At 70.1% G+C, this 23039-nt stretch carries 16 protein-coding genes and 1 pseudogene; 15 read left to right on the top strand and 2 right to left on the bottom strand.

Going from position 1 to position 23039, the window contains the following annotated elements:
- Positions 1-218: 218 nt before the first annotated feature.
- On the bottom strand, positions 219-989 hold the full coding sequence (locus tag AC3EN4_RS21975) for a FadR/GntR family transcriptional regulator (RefSeq protein ID WP_435207598.1): 771 nt from the start codon (positions 987-989) through the stop codon (positions 219-221).
- Positions 990-1139: 150 nt separating this feature from the next.
- On the opposite strand from AC3EN4_RS21975, the gene AC3EN4_RS21970 reads away from it, so the two are divergent.
- From AC3EN4_RS21970 to AC3EN4_RS21935, 8 genes are all read left to right on the top strand, one after another.
- Positions 1140-2408, top strand: coding sequence for an ABC transporter substrate-binding protein (locus tag AC3EN4_RS21970; protein WP_435207597.1), 1269 nt, complete (start codon positions 1140-1142; stop codon positions 2406-2408).
- Positions 2409-2413: 5 nt separating this feature from the next.
- Positions 2414-3394 (top strand): carbohydrate ABC transporter permease, encoded by a 981-nt coding sequence (locus AC3EN4_RS21965; protein WP_422739783.1) that lies wholly within the window; start codon positions 2414-2416, stop codon positions 3392-3394.
- Positions 3394-4221 (top strand): carbohydrate ABC transporter permease, encoded by an 828-nt coding sequence (locus AC3EN4_RS21960; RefSeq protein ID WP_435207596.1) that lies wholly within the window; start codon positions 3394-3396, stop codon positions 4219-4221. Before AC3EN4_RS21965 ends, AC3EN4_RS21960 begins: the two co-directional genes overlap by 1 nt.
- A gap of 1 nt (position 4222) precedes the next feature.
- On the top strand, positions 4223-5458 hold the full coding sequence (locus AC3EN4_RS21955) for a mandelate racemase/muconate lactonizing enzyme family protein (RefSeq protein ID WP_435207595.1): 1236 nt from the start codon (positions 4223-4225) through the stop codon (positions 5456-5458).
- Between the two features lie 137 nt (positions 5459-5595).
- Positions 5596-6624, top strand: coding sequence for a zinc-dependent alcohol dehydrogenase (locus tag AC3EN4_RS21950; RefSeq protein ID WP_435207594.1), 1029 nt, complete (start codon positions 5596-5598; stop codon positions 6622-6624).
- Positions 6621-7382: an SDR family NAD(P)-dependent oxidoreductase gene (locus tag AC3EN4_RS21945; protein ID WP_435207593.1), complete on the top strand. Its 762-nt coding sequence runs from the start codon at positions 6621-6623 to the stop codon at positions 7380-7382. The genes AC3EN4_RS21950 and AC3EN4_RS21945 overlap by 4 nt, the downstream gene beginning before the upstream one ends.
- Positions 7379-8257: an amidohydrolase family protein gene (locus AC3EN4_RS21940; protein ID WP_435207592.1), complete on the top strand. Its 879-nt coding sequence runs from the start codon at positions 7379-7381 to the stop codon at positions 8255-8257. The genes AC3EN4_RS21945 and AC3EN4_RS21940 overlap by 4 nt, the downstream gene beginning before the upstream one ends.
- Positions 8254-9225 carry an aldo/keto reductase gene (locus tag AC3EN4_RS21935; protein ID WP_435207591.1) on the top strand — a complete coding sequence of 324 codons (972 nt, stop codon included), beginning with the start codon at positions 8254-8256 and terminating at the stop codon, positions 9223-9225. Before AC3EN4_RS21940 ends, AC3EN4_RS21935 begins: the two co-directional genes overlap by 4 nt.
- Before the next feature lie 84 nt (positions 9226-9309).
- Here the strand turns inward: AC3EN4_RS21935 and AC3EN4_RS21930 are convergent, their stop codons facing one another.
- Entirely contained in the window at positions 9310-12864 is a 3555-nt protein-coding gene (locus AC3EN4_RS21930) for a ThuA domain-containing protein (protein WP_435207590.1), read from the bottom strand.
- Positions 12865-13388: 524 nt separating this feature from the next.
- Between AC3EN4_RS21930 and AC3EN4_RS21925 the strand changes: the two genes are divergently transcribed.
- The 7 genes and pseudogenes from AC3EN4_RS21925 to AC3EN4_RS21895 form a co-directional block, all read left to right on the top strand.
- Positions 13389-14903 carry a sugar ABC transporter ATP-binding protein gene (locus tag AC3EN4_RS21925; RefSeq protein ID WP_435207589.1) on the top strand — a complete coding sequence of 505 codons (1515 nt, stop codon included), beginning with the start codon at positions 13389-13391 and terminating at the stop codon, positions 14901-14903.
- A 58-nt stretch (positions 14904-14961) separates the two neighbouring features.
- Positions 14962-15936 carry an ABC transporter permease gene (locus AC3EN4_RS21920; protein WP_435207588.1) on the top strand — a complete coding sequence of 325 codons (975 nt, stop codon included), beginning with the start codon at positions 14962-14964 and terminating at the stop codon, positions 15934-15936.
- A 2-nt stretch (positions 15937-15938) separates the two neighbouring features.
- Entirely contained in the window at positions 15939-16916 is a 978-nt protein-coding gene (locus AC3EN4_RS21915) for an ABC transporter permease (RefSeq protein ID WP_435207587.1), read from the top strand.
- A gap of 10 nt (positions 16917-16926) precedes the next feature.
- Entirely contained in the window at positions 16927-18114 is a 1188-nt protein-coding gene (locus AC3EN4_RS21910) for an ABC transporter substrate-binding protein (protein WP_435207586.1), read from the top strand.
- A 6-nt stretch (positions 18115-18120) separates the two neighbouring features.
- Complete coding sequence (locus AC3EN4_RS21905) at positions 18121-18972, top strand: sugar phosphate isomerase/epimerase family protein (RefSeq protein ID WP_435207585.1); 852 nt, start codon at positions 18121-18123, stop codon at positions 18970-18972.
- Positions 18973-19038: 66 nt separating this feature from the next.
- Complete coding sequence (locus tag AC3EN4_RS21900; protein WP_435207584.1) at positions 19039-21435, top strand: ricin-type beta-trefoil lectin domain protein; 2397 nt, start codon at positions 19039-19041, stop codon at positions 21433-21435.
- A gap of 168 nt (positions 21436-21603) precedes the next feature.
- A pseudogene (locus AC3EN4_RS21895) lies at positions 21604-22974 on the top strand (RICIN domain-containing protein); the annotation flags it as partial.
- Between the last annotated feature and the right edge of the window lie 65 nt (positions 22975-23039).

The following is a 23039-nucleotide window of genomic DNA, read 5'->3' as shown; positions in this document are numbered from 1 at the left end:
TCCCTGCGGGAGGCCCGGTCACCCACCAGTGGGCGTTGGTCATGCACTGCTCCATCGACCTCGCTGGATCGGATGGAGCGGTGAAGCGTGCCCTTCGCCTCTGCGGCCCGAGGGTAGTCTGTTATCGCTAACATTCTCAAGCGATGGACGGACCTGGATTTCACGCCGCCGTCACCGGCGGGTCGGCGCAGGGTCGTACGCAGCGGTGGAAAGGCTGGTCAGCGCTGCAGTCGAGTCGGGCTTCCCGGTCCGCTGCGACGTACCAGCCACGCCTCGGTGATGTGCGTGAACATCGCCTGGGCCGCGCCGTCGGGGTCGTGGGCGGCGATGCGCTCGTAGATGCGCCGGTGCCCCTGGTTCGACGCCACGCACATGGCCCGTTCGGGCTGGCCCATGTAGCGCGCGGTGTTGACGACCTGACTCTCCAGGGACCGGACGACGCCCCGGGCGATGCGGTTCCCGGACGCCTGCATGACCGTGTCGTGGAAGGCGCGGTCGTGCTCCTGGTAGGTGACGTGGTCGTCGACCAACTCATCCATCCGGTCCACCAGCGCCCGTAGCCGGTCGATCGTGCCCTCATCGGCGAGGCGGGCGGCCACGTTGGCCATGTCGGACTCCAACACGCGGCGGGTGACCACCAGGTCGTCCAGGATCGCCAGGGTGTCGTCCTCGGCGATGGTCGCCGCGAGGACGAGTTCGTCGAGCATGTCCCACGACGAGGGTGGGGTGACGAGCGTTCCGCTGCCCTGGCGGACCTGCACGAGCCCCTTCTCCTGGAGGATCTTCACCGCCTCCCGGATGACGGTCCGGCTCACCGAGAAGGTCTCGCAGAGCACCGGCTCGGGGGGCAGTGGCGTACCCGAGGGGTGTGCTCCCTGAACGATGCGGGTCACCAGTTCGGCGGTGATCGCCTGAGCCAGATTCGTCGGGCGACGCGTCCAGGTCGGGGTCGCCGAGCCGTTGAGGGCCGACCGGTTCGATGTCGTCACGTTCACCTCCGCGTAGCCGCGGGAGCGGGCCCACGAGTCCGCCCCAGTGTACGGGCAACCGTTGACGTCAGACGTCATACGAGTTACGTTCTCGTCAATCTTGCATCGACGGCCGTTCCCAGGCCACTCCCCATATGAAGGTGAGCAACGATGAAGCAACGAGCAGTCTGGTCCGCGGTCCTCGTTGCAGGGCTGGCGCTGACAGGTTGTGGAAGCGCGACAGGTTCGGGTTCATCGTCCGGAGGCTCGGACAAGAAGCTGGTCGTCTGGGACTGGAAGTCCGGCGAGGCCAGCTCCGCCCAGTACGTGGAGAAGGCCAAGGCCGACTTCGCCAAGAAGCACAAGGACGTCCAGGTCGAGTTCGTGGCGCAGCCCTACGACGAGTACTACACGCTGCTGGGCGCGGCCATCCAGTCGGGCAAGGGACCGGACGTCATCCTGTTCAACGGTGGCGGCCAGATCCGCGACCGGGTGGACTCGCTCCAGCCGCTTGACGAGTACGTGGGCGAGGACCGCCAACGGCTGGCCGGCTGGGAGGCGTTCGCCAAGGGCGGCAAGACCTACGCCGCACCGGTGACGCTCCAGGGTCACCCGATCTACTACAACAAGGCGCTCTACGAGAAGGCCGGCCTCGACCCGGCGAAGCCCGCCACGACGTGGCAGGAGTTCGTCGCCAACTGCGGTGTCATCACCAAGCAGACCGGCGCCAAGTGCTTCGCCCTGGGCAACAAGGAGGGCTACGGCATCCAGTTCTTCCTGTCGGCCATGGCGTCGGGCGTCCTGACCCCGCAGGAGTACGACAACTGGATCGCCGGCAAGCGCGACTGGAACTCGCCGAACGTCAAGCGGCTCTTCGAGCTGTGGAAGGAGACCGGCACCGCGAAGCTGAACAACGACGGGGCCAACTCCACCGCCATGTTCAACGACGCGTTCGCCGTCTTCCAGTCCGGCAAGGCCGCCCACATGATCGGCCTGATGTCCGACATCGGGCACTGGAAGGACTTCAACGAGTTCATCACGCCCGAGAAGCTCGGCGTGATGATGGCCCCCACGGTGACCAGCGGCGTGACCCCCAGCCTGCCGTACGACGGTGGCATCGGGTACGCGGTCGCCAAGTGGACCAAGGACCCGAAGGTCGCCGCCGACCTGGTGCGCTCGCTGACCTCCACCGAAGCGCTGAAGGCGTTCTACGCCAACGCGGGCGCGATCACCGCGGACACCACCGTCGACGTGTCCGCGGGTGGCCCGTCGGTCACCACGATCGTCGGCGCGCTCAAGGCCGGCAAGCCGGCGGTGCACGTGGCGCTCTCCTCGAAGTCGCTCGACCTGATGGGTCGCCTCTCGCAGCAGTTGCTCAGCGGCTCGATCAGCGTGGACGAGGTCGTGAAGCAGATGGCCGCCTCGGACACGGCGGGCTGATCTCCGTGACGATCGGCAACTCGCTCCCGTCGGTCCGCTCGGCTTCGGCCGGGCGGGCCGGCGGGGTCCCGCCCTCCACGCCGCCGCCGCGCGACCGCGCCGTCTCCCGGCGCGCCGCCGGGGGCCGTCGCGCCGAACAGTTGGCGCCCTTCGTGCTGGTCGCCCCGGCCGTCCTGATCCTCGTGCTGCTGCGGCTGTACCCGCTGGCGCTGGGCGTCAACTTCTCGTTCACCGGCGACGGCGACCGGGACGGGGCGATGGTCGGCTTCGACAACTACCTGGACCTGCTCCACGACCCGCTGTTCCGGCAGGCGCTGCGCAACGTGGGGCTGCTGGTGCTGCTCCTGCCGGTGGCGGTGGCCATCCCGGGTCTGCTCGCCACGTTCATCTACCTGCGCGTGCCCGGGCACCGGTTCTACCGCAGCGTCTACTTCTTCCCGGCGGTGCTGTCCCCGGTCATCGTCGGCGCGATCTTCAACCTGCTGCTCTCGTTCGACGGTCCTGTCAACGTTGTCCTGTCCACCGTCGGCATCGGGCCCGTGGACTGGCTCGGTGATCCCGACGTCGCCATGTTCGCGGTCGTGGGCGTCCACGTCTGGGCGACCTTCGGGATGGCCCTGGTCGTCTTCCTCGCCGGCTTCGCGACCCTGGACGCCGCCCTGCTGGACGCCGCGCGGGTGGACGGCGCGTCACTGGCCCAGGTGATCTGGCACGTGATCATCCCCAGCCTGACCCGCACCATCCAGTTCGTCTTCGTGACCACGATGATCGGGATGCTCACCTCGATGTTCGGCCTGCTCTACGTCATGACCAGCGGTGGTCCGGAGGGCTCGACCTACCTGCCCGAGTACTACATCTGGATCCAGCAGGGCCGGATGAACCGCCCGGCGCTCGCGTCGGCGGCGTCCACCGTCCTGTTCGTCATCATGCTCGTCGTCGGGTTGGTGCAGCTCAAGCTGCTCCGACGCGCGGGAAGGGAGGACTGATGCCCCGCGTCCGACTCGGTAGATGGTTGCTCGTGATCCCGATGGGGCTGCTCGCGCTGGCGACGATCTACCCCCTGCTGTTCACGGCCAATGTGGCCATGAAGACCCGCCGGGAGTACATCCTCGACCGCTTCACGCTGGCGGACTCGCTGCGCTTCGAGAACATCACCACGGCGTGGACCAGCGTCGGCATGGGCCGGTACACCGTCAACTCGGTCATCGTCGTCGGCTGCTCGGTGTTCCTGCTGCTGCTGTTCGGGTCGATGGCCGGCTTCGCGCTGAGCCAACTGCGCTTCCGCGGCTCGACGGCGCTGTTCATCGGCTGCCTCGCGGCGCTCTTCATCCCGTTCCAGGTGATCATGGTGCCGCTGGCCCGGGTCATGGCCGACAGCGGGCTGGTCGACACGTACCCGGGGCTGATCCTGGCGTACGTCGCGCAGTTCCTGCCCTTCACGGTCTTCCTGATGACCAGCTACTACCGGACCATCCCGGCGGAAATCGTCGACGCGGCCCGGATCGACGGCAACACCGTGTACGGCGTCTACCGGCGGATCATGTTGCCGCTGGGCGCCCCCGCGCTGCTGTCCGTCGGCATCCTCGACACGCTGTTCTGCTGGAACGACGTGCTCATCTCGCTGCTGCTGATGCCGTCGGCCGACCATCGGACCCTGATGGTCGGGGTGACCTCGCTACGCGGGCAGTACTCGGAGGACATCCCCACCTTCGCCTCCGGGGTGCTCATCGCGGCGATCCCCGTGCTGGCGGTCTACCTGTTCCTTCAGCGCCAGATCGCCGACGGCGTCGCCGCTGGTTCCACGAAAGGCTGACATGCGCATCACCGGGTATCGAACCCTGACGACGGTCCAGGAGTGGGGCCGACCCGTCGGCGACGCCAACGGGGTGTATCCCGACGGCGTCACCACGGTGCCGATCACCATCGTCGAGACCGACGAGGGGATCAGCGGCGTCGGCCTGGGGCCGCACGTGGAGATCGACGCGATCTTCCCGGCCATCGAAGGGGAAGATCCCCGCGCGGTGTCCACCCTGTACGACCGGATGCTGCGGCAGACGTTCAAGGCCGGCCACGCCGGCCTGGTGTTCGGGACGATCGGCGCGCTGGACACCGCCCTCTGGGACATCAAGGCGCAGTTGGCCGGTGAGCCGCTGTGGCGGCTGCTCGGCGGACGGGACCGCCGCGTCCAGGCGTACGCGTCGGGCCTCGACATCGGGCTGACCGACGACGAGTTGGTTGCCGAGTACGAGGTCTACGCCGGGTACGGCCTGCGGGCCGCCAAACTCAAGGGCGGCCTCGACATCGAGCGGGACCGGCATCGGCTGGGCCTGGTCCGGGAGGTGCTGACCGAGGCCGGACACGGCCGACGGCCGGGCCTGATGCTCGACGTCAACGAGGCGTGGTCACGCAAGCAGGCCGTCCGGCACGTGGCCGAGCTGGAACGTACCCTCGATCTGATCTGGATCGAGGAGCCGGTCCGCCGCTGGGACGCCGAGGGCCTGGCCGCGGTGGGTCGGGGCGTACGGGCCTCGATCGCCACCGGCGAGAACCTCACCGGGCTGGAGCAGTACCGTCCGCTGATCGCGGCCGGCGCGGTCGACATCGTCCAGACGGCCGCCGTCTGGGGGGTCACCCACTTCCTGCGGGTCGCGGCCCTGGCACACGCGCACGACCTGCCGGTCAGCCCGATCGGCAACATTCCGGTCGGGCTCCTGCACGCCGCGACCTCGGTGCCGAACCATCTGGTCAGCGAGTTGCAGGATCTGCGACCGCCGGCCGGCATCGGCCTCGACCTGCACGTCGAGGACGGCGCGTTCGTCCTGGGCGAGGCGCCGGGCCTCGGCATCCGGGTGGACGAGGCGGCGATCGCGGCCGCCGAACACCGCCCGGCCACCCCGACCGCCGACAGCCCGAACGTCCGCCCCGAGCGGGCCGGCAAGCGTCTGCTGGCGGCGGCCGAGCACCCGGTTACCGCCGTGCCGGCCGGGGTCGAAGCCCTGCTCGTCGACGCCGTCGCGTCCCCGAACGACGTCGCGCCGCTGCGGCACTGAGCCGGTACGGCCCGCATCCGCACTGGACCGCAATTGGTCGGATGATTACCGTGTCCGTGGCGGCGACACCGCGCGCGCGACTCCGGCCGCCCTGTCCCACGCACCGTGCGTACCAACCACGTCGAGACGGAGCAGCAGTGAAGGCAGTTGTCTACAAGGGAGCACGGGACCTCGGTATCGAGGACCGCGCACCGGAACCGCCGGGCCCCGGCCAGGTACGGATCGCGGTGGCGTACACCGGGATCTGCGGTACGGACCTGCACATCTTCCACGGCGACATGGACGCCCGGGTCGGCGCGTCGGCGGTCCTGGGGCACGAGATGTCGGGCCACGTCGCCGCGGTCGGCGACGGCGTGACCGACCTGCGGGTCGGGCAGCCCGTCACGGTGATGCCGACCCGCGCCTGCGGGAAGTGCCCGGCGTGCCGTCGCGGCCACTCGCACATCTGTCACGCGATGGACTTCCTCGGCATCGACTCGCCCGGCGCGATGCAGTCGTCCTGGACGGTGCCGGCCAACCTGGTGCTGCCGCTCCCGGACGACCTGCCGTTGGACCGGGCGGCGCTCGTCGAACCGGTCGCCGTGGCGGTGCACGACGTCGGCCGGGCGCAGGTGGCGTCCGGCGAGCACGTGGTCGTCGTCGGCGGAGGGCCGGTGGGCGTCCTCATCGCGGCCGTCGCCCGCGAGCGTGGGGCCCGGGTCCTGCTCGTCGAACCGGACGGTTTCCGGCGCGGGGTCGCGTCGGGCATCGGCATCGATGCCGTGGACCCGGGGCCGACCGATGTGGTGGCGCTGGTCAACGACCGGACCGGCGGCGCCGGCGCGGACGTCGCGTTCGAGGTGTCCGGCTCCGCCGCCGGCGTCGGCACCGCGGTGGACGTGCTGACCACCCGGGGCCGGCTGGTGATGGTGGCGATCCACCCGCAGCCCCGTCCGGTGAACCTGCACCGCTTCTTCTGGCGGGAGCTGGAGTTGCTGGGCGCGCGGCTGTACCGCCGCGCGGACGTCGTCGAGGCGATCCGGCTGGTGGCGGCGGGCGTCATCCCGGCCCAGGAGCTGATCTCCCGGGTGCTGCCGGTGGCCGGCGTCACGGACGCGTTCGAGGCCCTGGAGTCCGGCGGCGGCGTCATGAAGGTGCTGCTCGACTGGCGGGAGGAGGAGCGATGAGCACCCTGTTCGACCTGACCGGACGGACCGCCCTGGTGACCGGCGCCCGGCGGGGGATCGGCCTCGCGATGGCCGAGGCACTGGCATCGGCCGGCGCGGACGTCATCGGGGTGTCGGCGCAGTTGGAGCCGGAGGGCAGTGAGGTCCAGCGGCGTGTCGAGGCGGCCGGTCGCCGGTTCACCGGCATCCGGACCGACCTCGGTGACCGGGCCGCGGTGTACCGGCTGGCCGAGGAGGCCGAGGCGGTCGCGCCGGTGGACATCCTGGTGAACAACGGCGGCACCATCGCCCGGGCGCCGGCCGCGGAGCACCCCGACGAGATGTGGGACCGGGTGGTGCAGGTGAACCTGTCCAGCCAGTTCGTGCTGACCCGGGAGATCGGCCGACGGATGGTCGACCGGGGCCGAGGCAAGGTCATCTTCACCGCCTCCCTGCTCAGCTTCCAGGGCGGCATCAACGTCGCGAGCTACACCGCGGCCAAGTCGGGCCTCGCCGGGCTGACCAAGGCCCTGTCCAACGAGTGGGCCGGACACGGGGTGAACGTCAACGCGATCGCGCCCGGGTACATCGCCACCGACAACACCCAGGCGCTGCGCGACGACCCCGTGCGCAACGACGCCATCCTGGGCCGGATACCGGCCGGCCGGTGGGGACGCGCCGACGACCTGGCCGGCGCCACCGTGTTCCTGGCCGCCGCCGCGTCGGACTACGTGCACGGCGCCGTCCTGCCCGTCGACGGCGGATGGTTGGGCCGATGACCGGGCCAACGCCGGCCGGGCGCCCCGGCATCGTCGACGCGCACCACCACCTCTGGGTCCGTGCCCGGCACCCGCAACCGTGGATCGACCCGGACACGATGGCGGCGATCGACAACGACTTCACCCCGGCGGATCTCGCTCCGGCGGCGCTCGCAGCCGGGGTCACCGAGACCGTCGTCGTGCAGTCCATCGCCTCCGTCGCGGAGACCGAACACCTGCTGAGCATCGCGGCCGACGATCCCCTCATCGGCGGCGTCGTCGGCTGGGTCAACCTCACCGCCGACGACATCGACGAGCGCCTGGACCGGCTGCGCGCCGCCCGTGGCGGGGAGCGACTGGTCGCCATCCGCCACCTGGTCCAGTCCGAGACCGACCCGGCGTACCTGGACCGGCGCGACGTCCGGCGGGGCGTCGCCGCGGTCGGTGCCGCCGGTCTCGCCTACGACCTGCTGGTCCGCGACCACCAACTGCCGGCGGCCACCCGGCTCGTCCGGGACCTGCCCGAGGTGACGTTCATCCTGGACCACCTGGCCAAGCCGGCGCTCGGCCGGGGAGACCTGGGGGACTGGCCGGCCAACCTGCGGGCACTCGCCGCCGAGCCGAACGTCACGGCGAAGCTCTCCGGCCTGGTGACCGAGGTGGACGTCCCGTCCTGGTCGGCGGACGACCTGCGCCCCGCCGTCGACCACGCGCTCGACGCGTTCGGACCGCACCGGCTCATGTTCGGTTCCGACTGGCCGGTGTGCCTGCTCGCCAGCTCCTACACCCGGTGGGTCGGCGTCCTCGCCGACCTGCTGGAACCGCTCGGCGACCAGGAACAGGCGTCGATCTGGCGGGAGACCGCGGTGCGCGCGTACGGGTTGGGTGCGTCGTGACCGGCCGCGAGTTGCCCCGCCGACCGGGCGTACGCCTCAGCACGCTGGGCTTCGGCGCGGCGCAGGGCGGCAACCTGTACCGGGCGACGTCGGACGAGGAGTTCAGCGCGGCCGTCGACACCGCCTGGGACGCCGGCATCCGCTACTTCGACACCGCACCGCACTACGGCCTCGGCCTGTCCGAACGGCGGCTCGGGGCGGCGCTGCGGTCCCGGCCCCGCGACGAGTACGTGGTGTCGACGAAGGTCGGGCGGCTGCTCGTACCGTCGCCGGAGAGCGCGCGGGAGCGCGACCCGGAGGGCTTCGACGTGCCGGCCGACCACCGGCGGGTCTGGGATTTCAGCCGGGACGGCGTCCTGCGGTCGTTGGAGGCCAGCCTGGAGCGCACCGGCCTGGACCGAGTCGATGTCGTCTACCTGCACGACCCGGACGAGCACTGGGGGCAGGCGGCGACCGAGGCGGTACCGGCCCTGGTCGAGCTGCGCGAGCAGGGGGTCGTCGGCGCGATCGGGGCCGGCATGAACCAGTCGGCGATGCTGGCGCGGTTCGTCCAGGAGACCGACATCGACGTGGTGATGTGTGCCGGCCGTTACACCCTGCTCGAACAGGGCGCGCTCGACGACCTGCTGCCGGCGGCGCAGGCCGCGGGGGTGGGCGTGGTGATCGCCGGGGTCTACAACTCGGGGCTGCTGGCCCGCGACCAGCCACCGGCCGATGCGACCTACAACTACCAGCAGGCGCCGCCGGAGGTGATCGAGCGGGCCCGGCGGATCGCCGCCGTCTGTCAGGAGTACGGCGTCACGCTGCCCCAGGCGGCGCTGGCGTTCGTCCGCCGGCACCCGGTGGTGGTCTCCACGGTGGTGGGCCTCCGGGACGCCGCCCAGGTGACCGAGACGCTGCGTCGCTTCGACGCGGACGTCCCGGAGCAGCTCTGGGCGGCGCTGCGGGACGCCGGACTGCTGGGCTGACGGCCCGCCGCCGAAAGGCCGAAGCGCCGGCCACCCGTCGTCAGGAGCGGGTGGCCGGCGCTTCGTTCGCGCCCGGGCCGGTGGTCAGACCTGGGTGAACCGCCACTGCTGGTTGGCGGCGCTGTGGCAGCCCCACTGCAGCAGTCGGGCCCCGTCGGCGGTCGAGGCGCCGTTGACGTCCAGGCAGAGCCCGCTGAGCGCGCTCTTGACCGTGTAGATCCCGGTCGTGCTGGTCGCCGTCACGGTAAACTTCTGTTGGTTGGAGTTGTTGCAGGTGGTGTGTTGCAGGAAGGCGCCCTGCGCGGTGGAGCCGCCGACGACGTCGAGGCACTTACCGCTGTGCACCGCCTTGAGGTAGACGGCGCCGTTGCCGGCGTCCACCGCCTGCCACTTCTGGTTGTTGCCACCGGTCGCCGCCCACTGCACGACCTGGGCGCCGTCGGCGGTGGAGACCCCACTGACGTCCATCAGCTTGCCACTGTGTTGGGCCGTGAGGGTCCAGGTCTTCCCGGCCACGCCGGTACCGGTGCCCGTGCCGGGCACCCCCACGCCGTTGCCGCCGAAGGTGAACGCGTCGAGGTCGAACCAGTTGGACGAACTGCCCTTGAACACCATGTAGAGGGTGTGGGTCCCGGACAGCGCCGCGACGTTCGTCGCCGCCGTGGACTGGTAGTTGTCCCAGCCGCCGGTGCTGGGCACCGACGTCGTCGCCAGCAGGGTGCCGGTCGGCGAGTCCGCCCGCAGCTCGATGGAGCCGCCACCGCTGGGCGACGACAGCCGGTAGCTGACCGTGCTGATGCCCGACAGGCTCATCGGGTTGAACGCCACCCAGTCGTTGTTGGAGATGTCGCCGACGCGCTTACCGCTCTCCGCGGCGCTCTGGTCGACGACCCGCACGCCGGACTGGCTGCTGAAGTACTCGGCCTGCTTGTGCTTGGGTTGCAGGATCGCCGTCGCGTAGCCGGTCAGCGGCGCCGCGCCACCCGAGCCACCGTTATCGGTGTAGCGGGCGTTGAGCACGTAGTACAGGTTCGCGCCCTCGGGGTGCCCACCGAGCAGGTCGGTGGAGATGGTGCCCGAACAGCCCGGGTACTCGGTGGTCTCGTGGGCGTGGTCGTCGTGGCCCAGGGCCGGGTTGACGAACACCTTGGTGCAGTCGATGGCCGCGCCGCCGGGGTCGGAGACGCTGACCGTGTACGAGACCTTGTCGCCGAAGTTCAGCATGCCTCCGTTGGGCGGCACGGTGATGGTGACCACCGGGGCGGTGTTGCCGACGGTGATCTGCACGTTGGCGAAGCCGGTCTTGCCGGTGTTGTCGGTGACCTTGAGCTGCGCGGTGTAGTTGCCGTTGGTCGTGTAGGTGTACGTCGGGTTCGCGGCGGTGGACGTGCCACCGTCACCGAACGTCCACTGGTAGCTCAGTGTGTTGCCCGGGTCCGGGTCGATGGTGCCGGCGCTGCTGAACTGGACGGTCAGCGGGGCGCTGCCGCTGGTCGGCGTGCCGACGGCCTTCGCGATCGGTGACCGGCCGCCCTGGATGTAGTCGATCCGGTAGAGCCCGGAGTCGTTGTTGCCGCCGCCGAAGTTCGAGCCCCACTCCAGTAGGTACAGCGAGCCGTCGGGACCGAACTCCATGTCCATCGGCTTGTTGAAGTTGCCGCCGGGCAGGAACGGGTTGGTCCGGGTGACCGCCGTCGAGGAGTCGAAGTGGACCTCCTTGACGTAGTTGCGGGCCCACTCGTAGAAGAAGTGCACGCCGTCGTAGTACGGCGGGAACTTGGTCGCGGACGGGTTGTTCGCGTCGTACCGGTACACCGGGCCACCCATCGGCGCCGACCCGCCGGAGCCCAGCTCGGGGAAGGTCGTCGAGGCCGGGTAGCCGTACCAGATGTTCGGCGCGACGACCGGCTTGAGGTTGACCAGGCCGGTGTTGTTCGGCGAGTTGTTGACCGGCGCGTTGCAGTTGAACTTCGCCCCGACGACGCCGGTGTCCGGGTTGAACGGCGCGTACGGCTGGTTGTTGCCGTGGCAGAACGGCCAGCCGTAGTTACCGGCGGACTTGATCACGTTCAGCTCGACGAGACCCTCCGGACCGCGGTTGGTGGTCGGCGGGTTGCGGTCCGGGCCGTAGTCGGCCAGGTAGACCCAGCCGGTGGCGGGGTCGATCGAGAAGCGGAACGGGTTGCGGAAGCCCATGGCGTACACCTCGGGCCTGGTCTGCGCGGTGCCCTGCGGGTAGAGGTTGCCCGTCGGGATGGTGTACCCGCCGGTGGCCGAGGGCTTGATCCGCAGCAGCTTGCCGCGCAGATCGTTGGTGTTGCCGGCGGAGCGGGCGGCGTCCAGGTTGGACTTGCCCGAGCGCCAGTCCAGCGGGGCGTAGCCCTGCCAGTTGGGGTCGAGGTTCGGCGGCGTGTCGTCGCCGGTGCCGATGTACAGGTTGCCGTCCGGGCCGAACTCGATGTAGCCGCCGGTGTGCCCGGGCTCGGCGAAGGTCCGGTCCCGGTACGCGGGGATGTCGATGATCCGGGCCTCGGTGGACAGGTTGAGCGTGTCACCGGAGAGCGTGTAGCGGGACACCCGGTTGACGTCCGTCGAGCTGCTCGCCGGTGAGTGGTACAGGTAGACGTACCCGTTGCTGGCGAACGCCGGGTCGATCGCGACGCCGGTCAGGCCGTCCTCACCGCCGGTGTAGACGCTCAGCGTGGCGGCGGTGACGGTGCTGTTGGTGCTCGGCTTGAAGATCTTCACCTGGCCGCCGCGCTGCACGTACAGCACCCGGCCGTCGGGCAGTACGGCCAGCGCCATCGGGTCGGCGGTGTTGTCGTCGAGGGTGCGCTTCTCGAAGTTGCCCCAGACGGTGCCGCCGCAGTCGCCGGGCACGTTGCCGGCGGCCCACTTGACGCCGCCGAGGACGTGGTTGCGGAAGTTCGTCTCGCTGTACGACTCGATGGCGTGGCCCATCGCGGTGGCCCACACCCGGCCGCCGCCGGTGTTGCGGCACCACGAGATCGGGTGGTCCGGGCCCATCGCCCGCGAACCCGGGTTGTACGTGCGCTCGTCGGCCGTCACCAGCACGTGCACGTTACCGCGCGGGTTGGCGTCGAAGTTGTACCACTCCTCGCTGCGGCTCCAGCGGTCCGGCAGGCCGGCCGTCGACGGGTGCTGCTTGTCGGCGACGATGGCGGTGCCGGCGAGCACTCCGGGGGAGTGCTCGGGCATGTGGGCGCCGCCGTTCATCATCTGGTCCCACCACGGGTACTCGGCCTCGATACCCATGTCGGTGGCGTTGTGTACGCCGACGATGCCCTTGCCGCTGGCGAGGTAGCCCTCGATGGCCTGGCGCTGGGCGGTCGAGGTCCAGACCATGCCGGAGGTCTGGAACATGATGACGACGTCGAAGGTGGCGAGGTTGGCGGGCGTGAAGACGCTCGAGTCCTCGGTCGCCACCAGCTCGAAGTTGTTCGCGGCAGCCTGCTGCTGGAACATCGAGATCCCGGCGGGGATCGAGTCGTGCCGGTAGCCGGCGGTCTTGGTGAACAACAGGGCGCGGAAGGCCGGGGCGGCCGATGCTGGCGGGGCCAGACCGAGGGCCACCAACAGGCCGACGATCAGTCCGATGATCATTGTGGGGCGACGCATGCCGTCTCCTAGGTCTGGGCGGGCAACTGGCGATTGCGGGCACGGACCGACAGCGCGTCAGGTCGTGCCTGGGCGCGCGGGGGTCACGAGTGTGCTGGTCGCGGTCGTCGTGCCGTCCGCCGAAACGGCATTCAGCCCCGCTGGATGTCACACAGCGTGATGTGGGCTGTGATCTCGTCCGTGGTCTGCGAGGTCAGGATGAGCCATCTATCGAAGACTGTCAATGCAACGTCGAGCGTCTGATGTTACCCCCCGGTAGGGGTGGCCGGGCCTGACTCGTCCGAGCCGACACTCGTGCCGATCGAGTGCCGGGCCTGGCAGTCGCCGCAGATCGAGGATTGCGGACCCGCATCCAAACATCTATCTTCATACGTGTGATGTTTCCTCGATGTCAAGGAAATGTTTGCACCATAAAAACGCAAGTTCTGCAGCAGCCTGCGAAAGTGCGTCGCTCAGCGCGTCGGACGGCCTACCGGCCGTTGTGCCGACCCCGTCTTTGACTACTATCTGTAAGGGCTATCGGGATGTCAGATCCACCACCGGCACCGCTGCTGGCCCTGCGGGGCATCGGCAAGTCCTTCCTCGGCGTACGCGTCCTCGGCGACGTCGACCTCGACGTCGCCCCGGGTGAGGTGCACGCCGTCGTCGGGGAGAACGGCGCCGGCAAGTCGACGCTCATGAAGATCGTTTCGGGTGGGTACGCCCCAGACGAGGGCACCATCGAGTTCGCCGGTCAGCCGCGCGCGTTCCACGGCCCCCGCGACGCGCAGCGCGCCGGCGTCGGCATCATCCACCAGGAGTTCAACCTGCTGCCCGAGCGCACCGTCGCGGAGAACGTCTACCTGGGCCACGAACCCCTCCGGCGCGGGCTGGTCGACCGCCGCGCGATGCTCGACCGCACCCGCGAACTCCTCACCTCGATCGGGGAGACCGCCCTGCCGGCCGACGCCCGGGTCGGCCGCCTCGGCGTCGCCCAGCAGCAGGTCGTCGAGATCGCCAAGGCGCTCGCCCTGGACGCCCGGCTGCTCATCATGGACGAACCGACCGCGGCGTTGGCGGACCAGGAGGTCGAGCTGCTCTACGGGCTGGTACGCCGGCTCCAGGAGCGCGGGATCGGTCTGCTGTACGTCTCACACCGGCTCACCGAGGTCTTCGACCTGTCCAACCGGATCACGGTCCTCAAGGACGGCCGTCGAGTGACCACCGTGGACACCGCGAGCACGACCGCCGACGAGCTGGTCCGGCACATGGTCGGCCGCGAGCTGTCCAGCTACTACCCCGACCGGGCCGGCCCCGACGACCGGGGGCCGGTACGGCTCACCGTCCGCGGCGGGGGGAACCGCAAGCTGCGGGGAGTGGACCTTGAGCTGCGGGCCGGTGAGGTGCTCGGCGTCGGCGGGCTCCAGGGCTCCGGACGATCGGCGCTCGCCCGGGCGCTCTTCGGCGTGGCGCCGTTCACCACCGGCGACGTCGAGCTGGACGGCGAACCGGTGCGGCTGCGCTCACCCCGCGCCGCCATGCGGGCCGGCATCGCGTACGTCACCGAGGACCGCAAGGGTGAGGGCATCGTGGCACGGCAGTCGGTGCTCGACAACGCGTTGCTGGCCAGCCGGGCCGTCTTCGCGGCACGGTCCGGCCGCGCCGCCCGCACCGCACGGGTACGCGAGCTGCTCGCCGCCGTGGAGGTCCGCGCCGCCGGTGACGACCAGGAGATCCGTTTCCTCTCCGGCGGCAACCAGCAGAAGGTCGTGCTGGCCCGGTGGCTGGCGCTGAAACCGCGCATCCTGATTTTCGACGAGCCGACCCGGGGTATCGACGTGGGCGCGAAGTCCGCCATCCACGACCTGGTCCGCCGCCTCGCCGGCGACGGCGCGGCGGTCCTGATGATCTCGTCGGAGCTGCCCGAGCTGCTCGGCATGAGCGATCGGATCATCGTGCTGCGCGACGGCCGGATCGCGGGGGAGCTGCCCGCCGGCGCGACCGAGGAGGACGTCGTCGCCCTGGCCGTCGGCACCGCCGTCTCGGAGGCAGCCGCGTGAGCGCGAGGAGTGAGCCGGTTTTGCGAGCCCCGCAGTCGCGAACGGAAGGTGGTTCGGCATGACCGCGCTGTCGTTGCGTCCGGCCCGCCGTGCCGTCCCCGGCGTGTACGTGGCCCTGGCCCTCACCCTCGTGCTCGGCTGGCTGATCGTCACGCTCGACGGCGGTCAACTCTTCAACCAGTCGACGACGGTGAGTCTGCTGCACGTCGCCGCCGGCCTCGGCCTCGTCGCCGTCGGGCAGACCCTGGTCATCCTCGGCGGCTCACTCGACCTCTCGGTCGCCTACGTGATCAGCCTCAGCACGTTGGTGGCGGCCGAGGCGATGAACGGCAGCGACGGCGCCCTGCTCCCGGCGATCGGTCTGGCGCTCGCGGTCAGCGCCGCCGTCGGGCTGCTCAACGGGCTGCTCGTCACCAAGCTGCGGATCAACGCGTTCATCGCCACCCTCGGCGTCGGGCTGCTGCTCAAGGGTTACCTCGACAACGGGTACGACGGCCCGGCCGGCGAGAGCGCCCCCGCCCTGGTCCGCACGCTCGGCTACCAGCGGATCGGTCCGGTGCCGGTCTCCTTCCTGCTGCTGCTCGCGGTGACCGCGGCGGCCTGGTTCGCGCTCTCGCGCACCCGGTTCGGCCACCACCTGGTCGCCGTCGGCGGCGATCCGGAGGTCGCCCGGCTCTCCGGCGTCCGCAACGACCGGGTCCTCGTCACGGCCCACGTGCTGTGCTCCCTCTGTGCCGGCCTGGCCGGCGTCTACCTGGCCAGCCGACTCGGCTCCGGCGCCCCGCGGGTGGGCACCGAAGGGCTCTACGACCTGGAGTCGATCGCCGCGGTGGTCCTCGGCGGCACCGCCCTCGCCGGCGGGCGCGGGGGCGTCCTCGGCACGATCGGCGGCGTGCTGCTGCTCGCCAGCATCGACGCGGTCTTCAACCAGCTCGAGGTCGACGCGTTCTTCAAGCAGGTGATCCGTGGCGTGATCATCATCGCCGCGGTCGCCGTCTACGCCCGACGGGCCATGCGAAAGGCGGGGTCCTGACCATGCGGGTCGCCGAGCGTCGTCCGCTCACCCTCCGGATCCGCCCCGACGGGATCGCGCCGATCGCCGCGCTCCTGGCGGTGCTGCTGATCATCATCGCCTTCGTCCAACCCGACTTCCTGGCTCCCGGATCGCTGATGTCGTTCCTGGGCCGCTCCGCGCCGATCATCCTGCTCGCCGCCGGTCAGTACTTCGTGATCGTCAGCGGGGAGTTCGACCTCTCGGTGGGCTCCCTGGTCACGGCGCAGGTCGTGGTCGCCGCCCGGCTCATCGACAGCGACCCGTCACGCACCTGGCCGGTGGTTGCGCTGCTGCTCGTCGGCGGCGCGTTCGTCGGACTGGTCAACGGTCTGGTCACCACGGTGCTGCGGGTGCCGTCCTTCATCACCACCCTCGGCATGTTCCTGATCCTCGTCGGCGCCGTCTACCTGTGGTCCGACGGCGCGCCGAAGGGCGGGCTGTCGGAGGAGTTCCGCCGGTTCGGCCGACGGGCCATCGAGGACGTGCCGCTGCTCGGCCGGATTCCGTACGCGCTGCTCGTGCTGGTGGTCGTCGCCGCCATCGCCGTGCTGCTGACGCGCTCGGACTTCGGCCGCACGCTCGTCGCGGTCGGGGACAACCCGCGTACCGCCGAGTTGAGCGGGGTACGCGTCGAGCTGACCAAGACGATGGCGTTCGTGCTCAGTGGTGTCGCGGCGGCGGTCGCGGCGATCCTGCTCGGCGGGTACAGCGGTGTGTCGTTCCAGGCCGGCGTCGGCCTGGAGTTCGCCGCGATCACCGCGGTCGTGCTCGGCGGCGTCGCCCTCGGCGGCGGTCGCGGCTCGGTCGTCGGGGCGATGCTCGGCGCACTGACCCTCGAGACGCTCTTCGCGCTGATGAACTTCACCGGCGTCTCCGGCGCCCTCAGATCGACCGTCCAGGGCGCGATCATCCTGCTCGCCGTGGCGGTCTCGGCTTCGCGTTCCTCCTCCTCAAGATAAAGGTGATTCGATGAGACGATCCATGACCGCCCTGGCCGCGGTGGGTGTGCTGGTGCTGGCCGCCGGGTGCGCCACGGACGAGCCCACCGCGTCCCCGTCCGGCAGCGCGTCCGCCGCCGCCGGGTCGGGCACCGGGGAACAGTCCAAGTTCTTCGTGCAGGCCGACTACGACAACGAACTGGCGCTGCTCGACGCCACCCCGACGGGCCCGGCCGACAAGCCGTGGGAGCAGGTGCTCAACCCGAAGATGGTGGACACCGCGAAGTACAAGAAGACCGGTAAGCACAAGATCTGCTTCTCCAATGCGGCGCTGAACAACCCGTGGCGACAGGTCGGGTTCAAGACCATGCAGGCCGAGGTCGAGGCGCAGAAGTCGCGGATCAGCGAGTTCGTGCACGTCGACGCCGAGGGCAAGGACCAGAAGCAGATCGCCGACATCAACGATCTGCTCGGCAAGAGCTGCGACGCGCTGATCGTGTCGCCGAACACCACCGCGACGCTCACCCCGGCCGTGGAGGCCGCCTGCAAGGCCGGTCTGCCGGTGGTCGTCTTCGACCGGGGCGTCAACACCACCTGCCCGGTGACGTTCATCAACCCGGTGGGCGGCTACGGCTTCGGCCACGTCGGCGCGGAGTTCGTCAGCCAGAAGATGAAGCCCGGCGGCAAGCTGCTGGCGCTGCGCATCCTGCCCGGCGTCGACGTGCTGGAGACCCGCTGGTCGGCCGCGAAGATCGCGCTGGACAAGGCGAAGGTCGACGTCGTCGGCGTGGAGTTCACCGACGGCGACCCGGCCAAGACCAAGAAGATCGTGAACGACTACATCCAGCGGTACGGCACGATCGACGGCGTCTGGATGGACGCCGGGGCGGTCGCCGTGGCGACGGTCGAGGCATTCCAGGACGCCGGCAAGCCGGTGCCCCCGATGAACGGCGAGGACCAGCTCGACTTCCTCAAGCTCTGGAAGGACAAGCAGCTCACCGCCATCGCGCCGACCTACCCGACGTACCAGTGGCGGACGCCGATCATCGCGGCGCTGAACATCCTCGACGGCACCCAGGTTTCCGACCCGTGGAAGCTGCCGCAGCCCACGATCACCCAGGAGAACCTGGACCAGTACCTCGACGCGAGCATGCCGCCGCTGCACTACGCGATGTGCGGCTGCCGTGACCTGCCCGGCTACCCGCAGCGCTGGAAGTAGGTTGCGGTGTACGCCATTGGCGTCAACCCCTGGGTGTGGGCCTCGCCGGTCGACGACGAGGCCCTCGCCCGGCTGATCCCGCGGATCGCCTCGTTCGGGTTCGACGCGGTCGAACTGCCGATCGAGCAGCCCGGCGACTGGGATCCCGGCCGCACGCGGGACCTGTTGGCCGAGCACGGCCTCGCGGCGGCCGGGGTCTGCGCGGTCACGCCGCCCGGGCGCGACCTGGTGGATGCCCCGCCGGACGTCGTCGAGTCGACCGTCGCGTACCTCATGGGGTGTGTGGCGAGCGCGGCGGCGGTCGGCGCGCCCTGCGTCGGCGGGCCGGTGTACGCGTCCGTCGGGCGCACCTGGCGGATGTCGGCGGAGGCCCGCGTGGCCTGCTACGCCGACTTCCGGCGGGCGCTCGCGCCGGTCGCCGACCGGGCCGGTGAGGTGGGCGTGACCATCGGCGTCGAGGCGTTGAACCGCTACGAGACGAGCGTGGTCAACACCGTCGAACAGACCATCGAGGCGATCGACGGGCTGCCCGACAGCGTCGGCATCATGATCGACACCTATCACATGAACATCGAGGAGGCCGACCCCTACGCGGCCCTCGCGCTGGCCGGACCGCACATCAAGCACGTCCAGGTCAGTGGCACCGACCGGGGTTCCCCCGGCGCGGACCACTTCGACTGGCCCCGCTTCTTCTCCGTCCTGCGGGGCACCGGCTACCGCGGCGCGGTCTGTATTGAGTCGTTCACGGCCGAGAACGAGACCATCGCCACCGCGGCCTCGATCTGGCGGCCCCTGGCCCCCTCCCAGGACCGCCTCGCCGTCGACGGCCTGCACCACCTCCGCAAGGTCGTCGCCTGACCGGGCGTCGGCACGCGCACGTTGTTAGCGCTAACCCCCCACCCCACCACCTCAGGAGACCGTCCCGTGTCCGTCTCATCCATCTCCGTAGCGCGCCGGCTCCTCGCCGGCGCCGCCACGGCGGCACTGACCGCACTGGTCGCCGTCACCGCCTCGGCCACGCCGGCCGCCGCGGCGACCACCACCCTCTACGCGTCCCCGTCCGGCGGCGGCAGCACCTGCTCCGCCAGCCAGCCGTGCTCACTGGCCGGCGCCCAGGCGGCGGTACGGACGCTCAACAGCTCGATGTCCGGCGACATCGTCGTGGAACTGGCCGACGGCGTGTACCGGCTCACCTCGCCGCTGCGGCTGACCGCCGCCGACTCCGGCACCAACGGCTACCAGGTGATCTGGCGGGCGGCCGCCTCGGCCCGACCGACGATCAGCGGTGCGCGGGCGGTCACCGGCTGGTCGCAGGTCGACTCCGGCAAGAACATCTGGCGGGCCAACGTCCCGGCCGGGCTGGACAGCCGGCAGCTCTACGTCAACGGCGCCATCGCCACCCGGGCGCGTACCGCCGTCAACCGCGCCGACTTCACCTTCACCACCAGCGGCATGCGGTTCAGCAACAGCGCGCTGAGCTACCTGAACAACGTCGGTAACCAGAACCGGGTCGAGGTGGAGAGCGTCGGCTCGTTCACCGACCGGTACTCGCCCGTCCAGAGCATCAGCGGGAACTTCCTGACGATGCAGCAGCCGGCCTGGAACAACAACACGTTCGGCTTCGACACCCTGTCCCGCCCGCACCGGGCCGGGCCGTTCTACCTGGCCAACGCGTACGAGTTCCTCGACTCGCCGGGGGAGTGGTACCTCAACCCGGGCAGCGGGCAGCTCAACTACATCCCGCTGTCCGGGCAGAACATGAACAGCGTGAGCGTGGAGCTTCCGCAGCTCCAGTCACTGGTCAACGTGGGCGGCACGTACGACGCGCCCGCGCACCACATCTCGTTCAGCGGCATCACCTTCACCGGTACGAGCTGGCTCGGCCCGAGCAGCAGCAACGGCTTCGCCGACCAGCAGACCGGCGCGCACATCGTCGGCACCTGGGCCCGCCCGTCCGACGCCCTGACCTCCTGCCAGGAGGGCTGCCCGCTGTTCGAGGCCACCCGGCCGAGCTGGGCCCAGATGCCCGCGGCCGTGCAGGTCTCGGCCGCCAACACCATCTCCTTCAGCGACTCTCAGTTCGTCAACCTGGGTCAGACGGCCATCGGCATCGGCAACGACGCCAACGCCCACGCCAGCGGTGTCGGCCTGGGCACCAGCAACATCACGGTCACCCGCTCCGAGATCGCCCGCAACTCGGCCGGCGGCATCGTGGTCGGCGGCGTGCGCGCTGACGCCCACCACCCCGGTGACCAGCGGATGGTCAACCGGAACGTCACCATCAGCAACAACCGGGTGCATGACCTGGGCGTGGAGTACCGGGGTGTGGTGTCGATCCTGACCACCTACGTCAGCACCTCGCTGGTCTCGCACAACGAGGTCTACAACATGCCGTACACCGGTCTGTCCGTGGGTTACGGCTGGGGTGCCAACGACGCCGGTGGCAGCCAGCACTACGCCAACCGGGGTCTCTACAACTACCAGCCGCGCTACTCCACGGCCACCACCGCGTCGAACAACCAGGTCATCGGCAACTACGTGCACGACGTGATGCAGCAGATGACCGACGGCGGGTGCATCTACACGCTCTCGGCGAACCCGGGCGGGACCATCAACCAGAACTACTGCCTGCGGACCAACGGCTGGTTCGGGCTCTACTTCGACGAGGGCTCGCGCTACTACACCGCCCGCAACAACGTGTTCTCCTCCACCGGCACCTGGGCCACCGCGAACTACTACTACGCGGAGAACATGGGCAACTTCACCGTCACCAACAACTGGTCGACGAACGGCAGCACCAACGTGACGAACGGCGACCGGGGCAACGTGGTCAACAGCAACGTCACGGTCTCCAACGGGAACTGGCCGTCGGGCGCGCAGTCCGTGATCGCGGCGGCCGGCGTCCAGAGCGGCGGCAGCACCAACCCGCAGAACGGGCAGATCGTGGGTGTCCAGTCCGGCCGTTGCGCCGAGATCGGCGGATCGAGCACGACCAACGGCACCCAGGCCCAGCTCTGGGACTGCATCAGCGGGGCCGCCAACCAGCGGTGGACGGCGACCGCCAGCAAGCAGCTCATGGTGTACGGCACCAAGTGCCTGGACGCCTCCGGCGCGGGCACCACCAACGGCACCACCGTGGTGATCTGGGACTGCAACGGTCAGGCCAACCAGCAGTGGAACATCAACGCCAACGGCACGATCACGGGCGTGCAGTCGGGCCTCTGCCTGGACGCGAACGGCGCCGCGACGGCGAACGGTACGAAGCTCATCCTCTGGTCGTGCAACGGTGGCACGAACCAGCAGTGGCAGTTGCGCGGCTGAACCTGGGCTCGCCCCGGCCGGCCGCACCCCGGCCGGGGCTTCCCGGCGGGCCACCGTGAGAACGCCGCCCGCCATTGATGCCGGTCATTCGCCGGTGCGCCTGTTAACGCTAACCCGTTCCGGTCATGCCTGCCCTCGGTACGCGTGGCCACGGCAAGGGAGTGACTCATGAGAACCAACGGTGCGGTCCGTCCCGACTCGGCGTCGCAGCGCCGCTGGCGGTCGGGACTGGCCGCCGTGGCGGCGACGGTACTCACGGCCGGCACGCTCGTCGCGGTCGCGGCGACGCCCGCCGCCGCGGCGACGGTGGACACCAGCGCCTGGTACGTCCTGGTCAACCGCAACAGCGGCAAGGCGTTGGACGTGTACGGCCAGGCCACCACCGACGGCGCGCGGATCACGCAGTGGACGCTTAACAACGGCACCAACCAGCAGTGGCAGTTCGCCGACTCCGGTGGCGGCTTCTACCGGTTGAAGTCGCGGCTCTCCGGCAAGGTGCTGGACGTCAGTGGCGCGTCGACCGCCGACGGCGCGTCGGTCGTGCAGTGGACCGACAACAACGGCGCGAACCAGCAGTTCCGACTGGCCGACTCGGACGGCGGGAACGTCCGCCTGGTCGCCCGGCACAGCGGCAAGGCGGTGGAGGTCCAGGGCGCCTCGACCGCCGACGGCGCCAACGTCGTCCAGTACGCCGACGGCGGCGGCGCCCACCAGCAGTGGCAACTGGTCAAGGTGTCCGGCGACACCGGCACCGGCGGCGGCTGCGGCAAGAGCCCCACGCTGGCCAGCGGCACCCACACGATCCAGAGCAGCGGCAAGAGCCGCAGCTTCATCCTGCGGGTCCCCGCCAACTACAACTCCGCCACCCGCTACCGGTTGATCTTCGCCTTCCACTGGCGGGGTGGCACCGCCGCCGAGGTCAACTCCGGCGGCACGAGCGGGTCGCCGTGGTCCTACTACGGACAGCAGGAGCAGTCGAACAACACGGCGATCCTGGTCGCCCCGCAGGGCCTCGGCAACGGCTGGGCCAACTCCGGCGGCGAGGACATCACCTTCGTCGACGACATGATTCGGCTGATCGAGGGCACGCTGTGCGTCAACACGACGCAGCGCTTCGCGCTCGGCTTCAGCTACGGGGGCGGCATGAGCTACGCGCTCGCGTGCGCGCGGGCGAACGTGTTCCGGGCGGTGGCGGTGTTCAGTGGCGCCCAGCTCAGCGGGTGCAGCGGCGGCACCCAGCCGATCGCGTACTTCGGTCTGCACGGCATCAGCGACTCGGTGCTCAACATCTCCTCGGGGCGGTCGCTGCGGGACACCTTCGTGCGGACCAACGGCTGCGCCGCGCAGAGTCCGCGGGAGCCGGCGTCGGGCAGCCGTACGCACATCACCACCGCCTACTCCGGCTGCCGCGCCGGCTATCCGGTGCAGTGGGCCGCGTTCGACAACGGCCACATGCCGGGGCCGGTGGACGGCACCTACGCCGAGAGCGGCATCACGACCTGGACCAAGGGCGAGGTCTGGCGGTTTTTCGCGCAGTTCTAGACCCTGTTCCGCAAGGCCGGTCGAGGCGGGGGGGGGGGGGGGGGGGGGCAGAAAAAAAAAAG

Source organism: Micromonospora sp. bgisy143 (genome assembly GCF_057708145.1).
The sequence above is the reverse complement of the archived record's forward strand: the minus strand, read 5'-3'. Positions and strand labels throughout refer to the sequence as shown.

What these genes read in the sequence shown, in the direction of transcription:
- AC3EN4_RS21955 (WP_435207595.1), top strand. Translation starts at nt 4,223, where the DNA reads ATGCGCATCACCGGGTATCGAACCCTGACGACGGTCCAGGAGTGGGGC.
- AC3EN4_RS21945 (WP_435207593.1), top strand. Translation starts at nt 6,621, where the DNA reads ATGAGCACCCTGTTCGACCTGACCGGACGGACCGCCCTGGTGACCGGC.
- AC3EN4_RS21910 (WP_435207586.1), top strand. Translation starts at nt 16,927, where the DNA reads ATGAGACGATCCATGACCGCCCTGGCCGCGGTGGGTGTGCTGGTGCTG.
- AC3EN4_RS21970 (WP_435207597.1), top strand. Translation starts at nt 1,140, where the DNA reads ATGAAGCAACGAGCAGTCTGGTCCGCGGTCCTCGTTGCAGGGCTGGCG.
- AC3EN4_RS21920 (WP_435207588.1), top strand. Translation starts at nt 14,962, where the DNA reads ATGACCGCGCTGTCGTTGCGTCCGGCCCGCCGTGCCGTCCCCGGCGTG.
- AC3EN4_RS21960 (WP_435207596.1), top strand. Translation starts at nt 3,394, where the DNA reads ATGCCCCGCGTCCGACTCGGTAGATGGTTGCTCGTGATCCCGATGGGG.
- AC3EN4_RS21925 (WP_435207589.1), top strand. Translation starts at nt 13,389, where the DNA reads ATGTCAGATCCACCACCGGCACCGCTGCTGGCCCTGCGGGGCATCGGC.
- AC3EN4_RS21915 (WP_435207587.1), top strand. Translation starts at nt 15,939, where the DNA reads ATGCGGGTCGCCGAGCGTCGTCCGCTCACCCTCCGGATCCGCCCCGAC.
- AC3EN4_RS21930 (WP_435207590.1), bottom strand. Translation starts at nt 12,864, where the DNA reads ATGCGTCGCCCCACAATGATCATCGGACTGATCGTCGGCCTGTTGGTG.
- AC3EN4_RS21940 (WP_435207592.1), top strand. Translation starts at nt 7,379, where the DNA reads ATGACCGGGCCAACGCCGGCCGGGCGCCCCGGCATCGTCGACGCGCAC.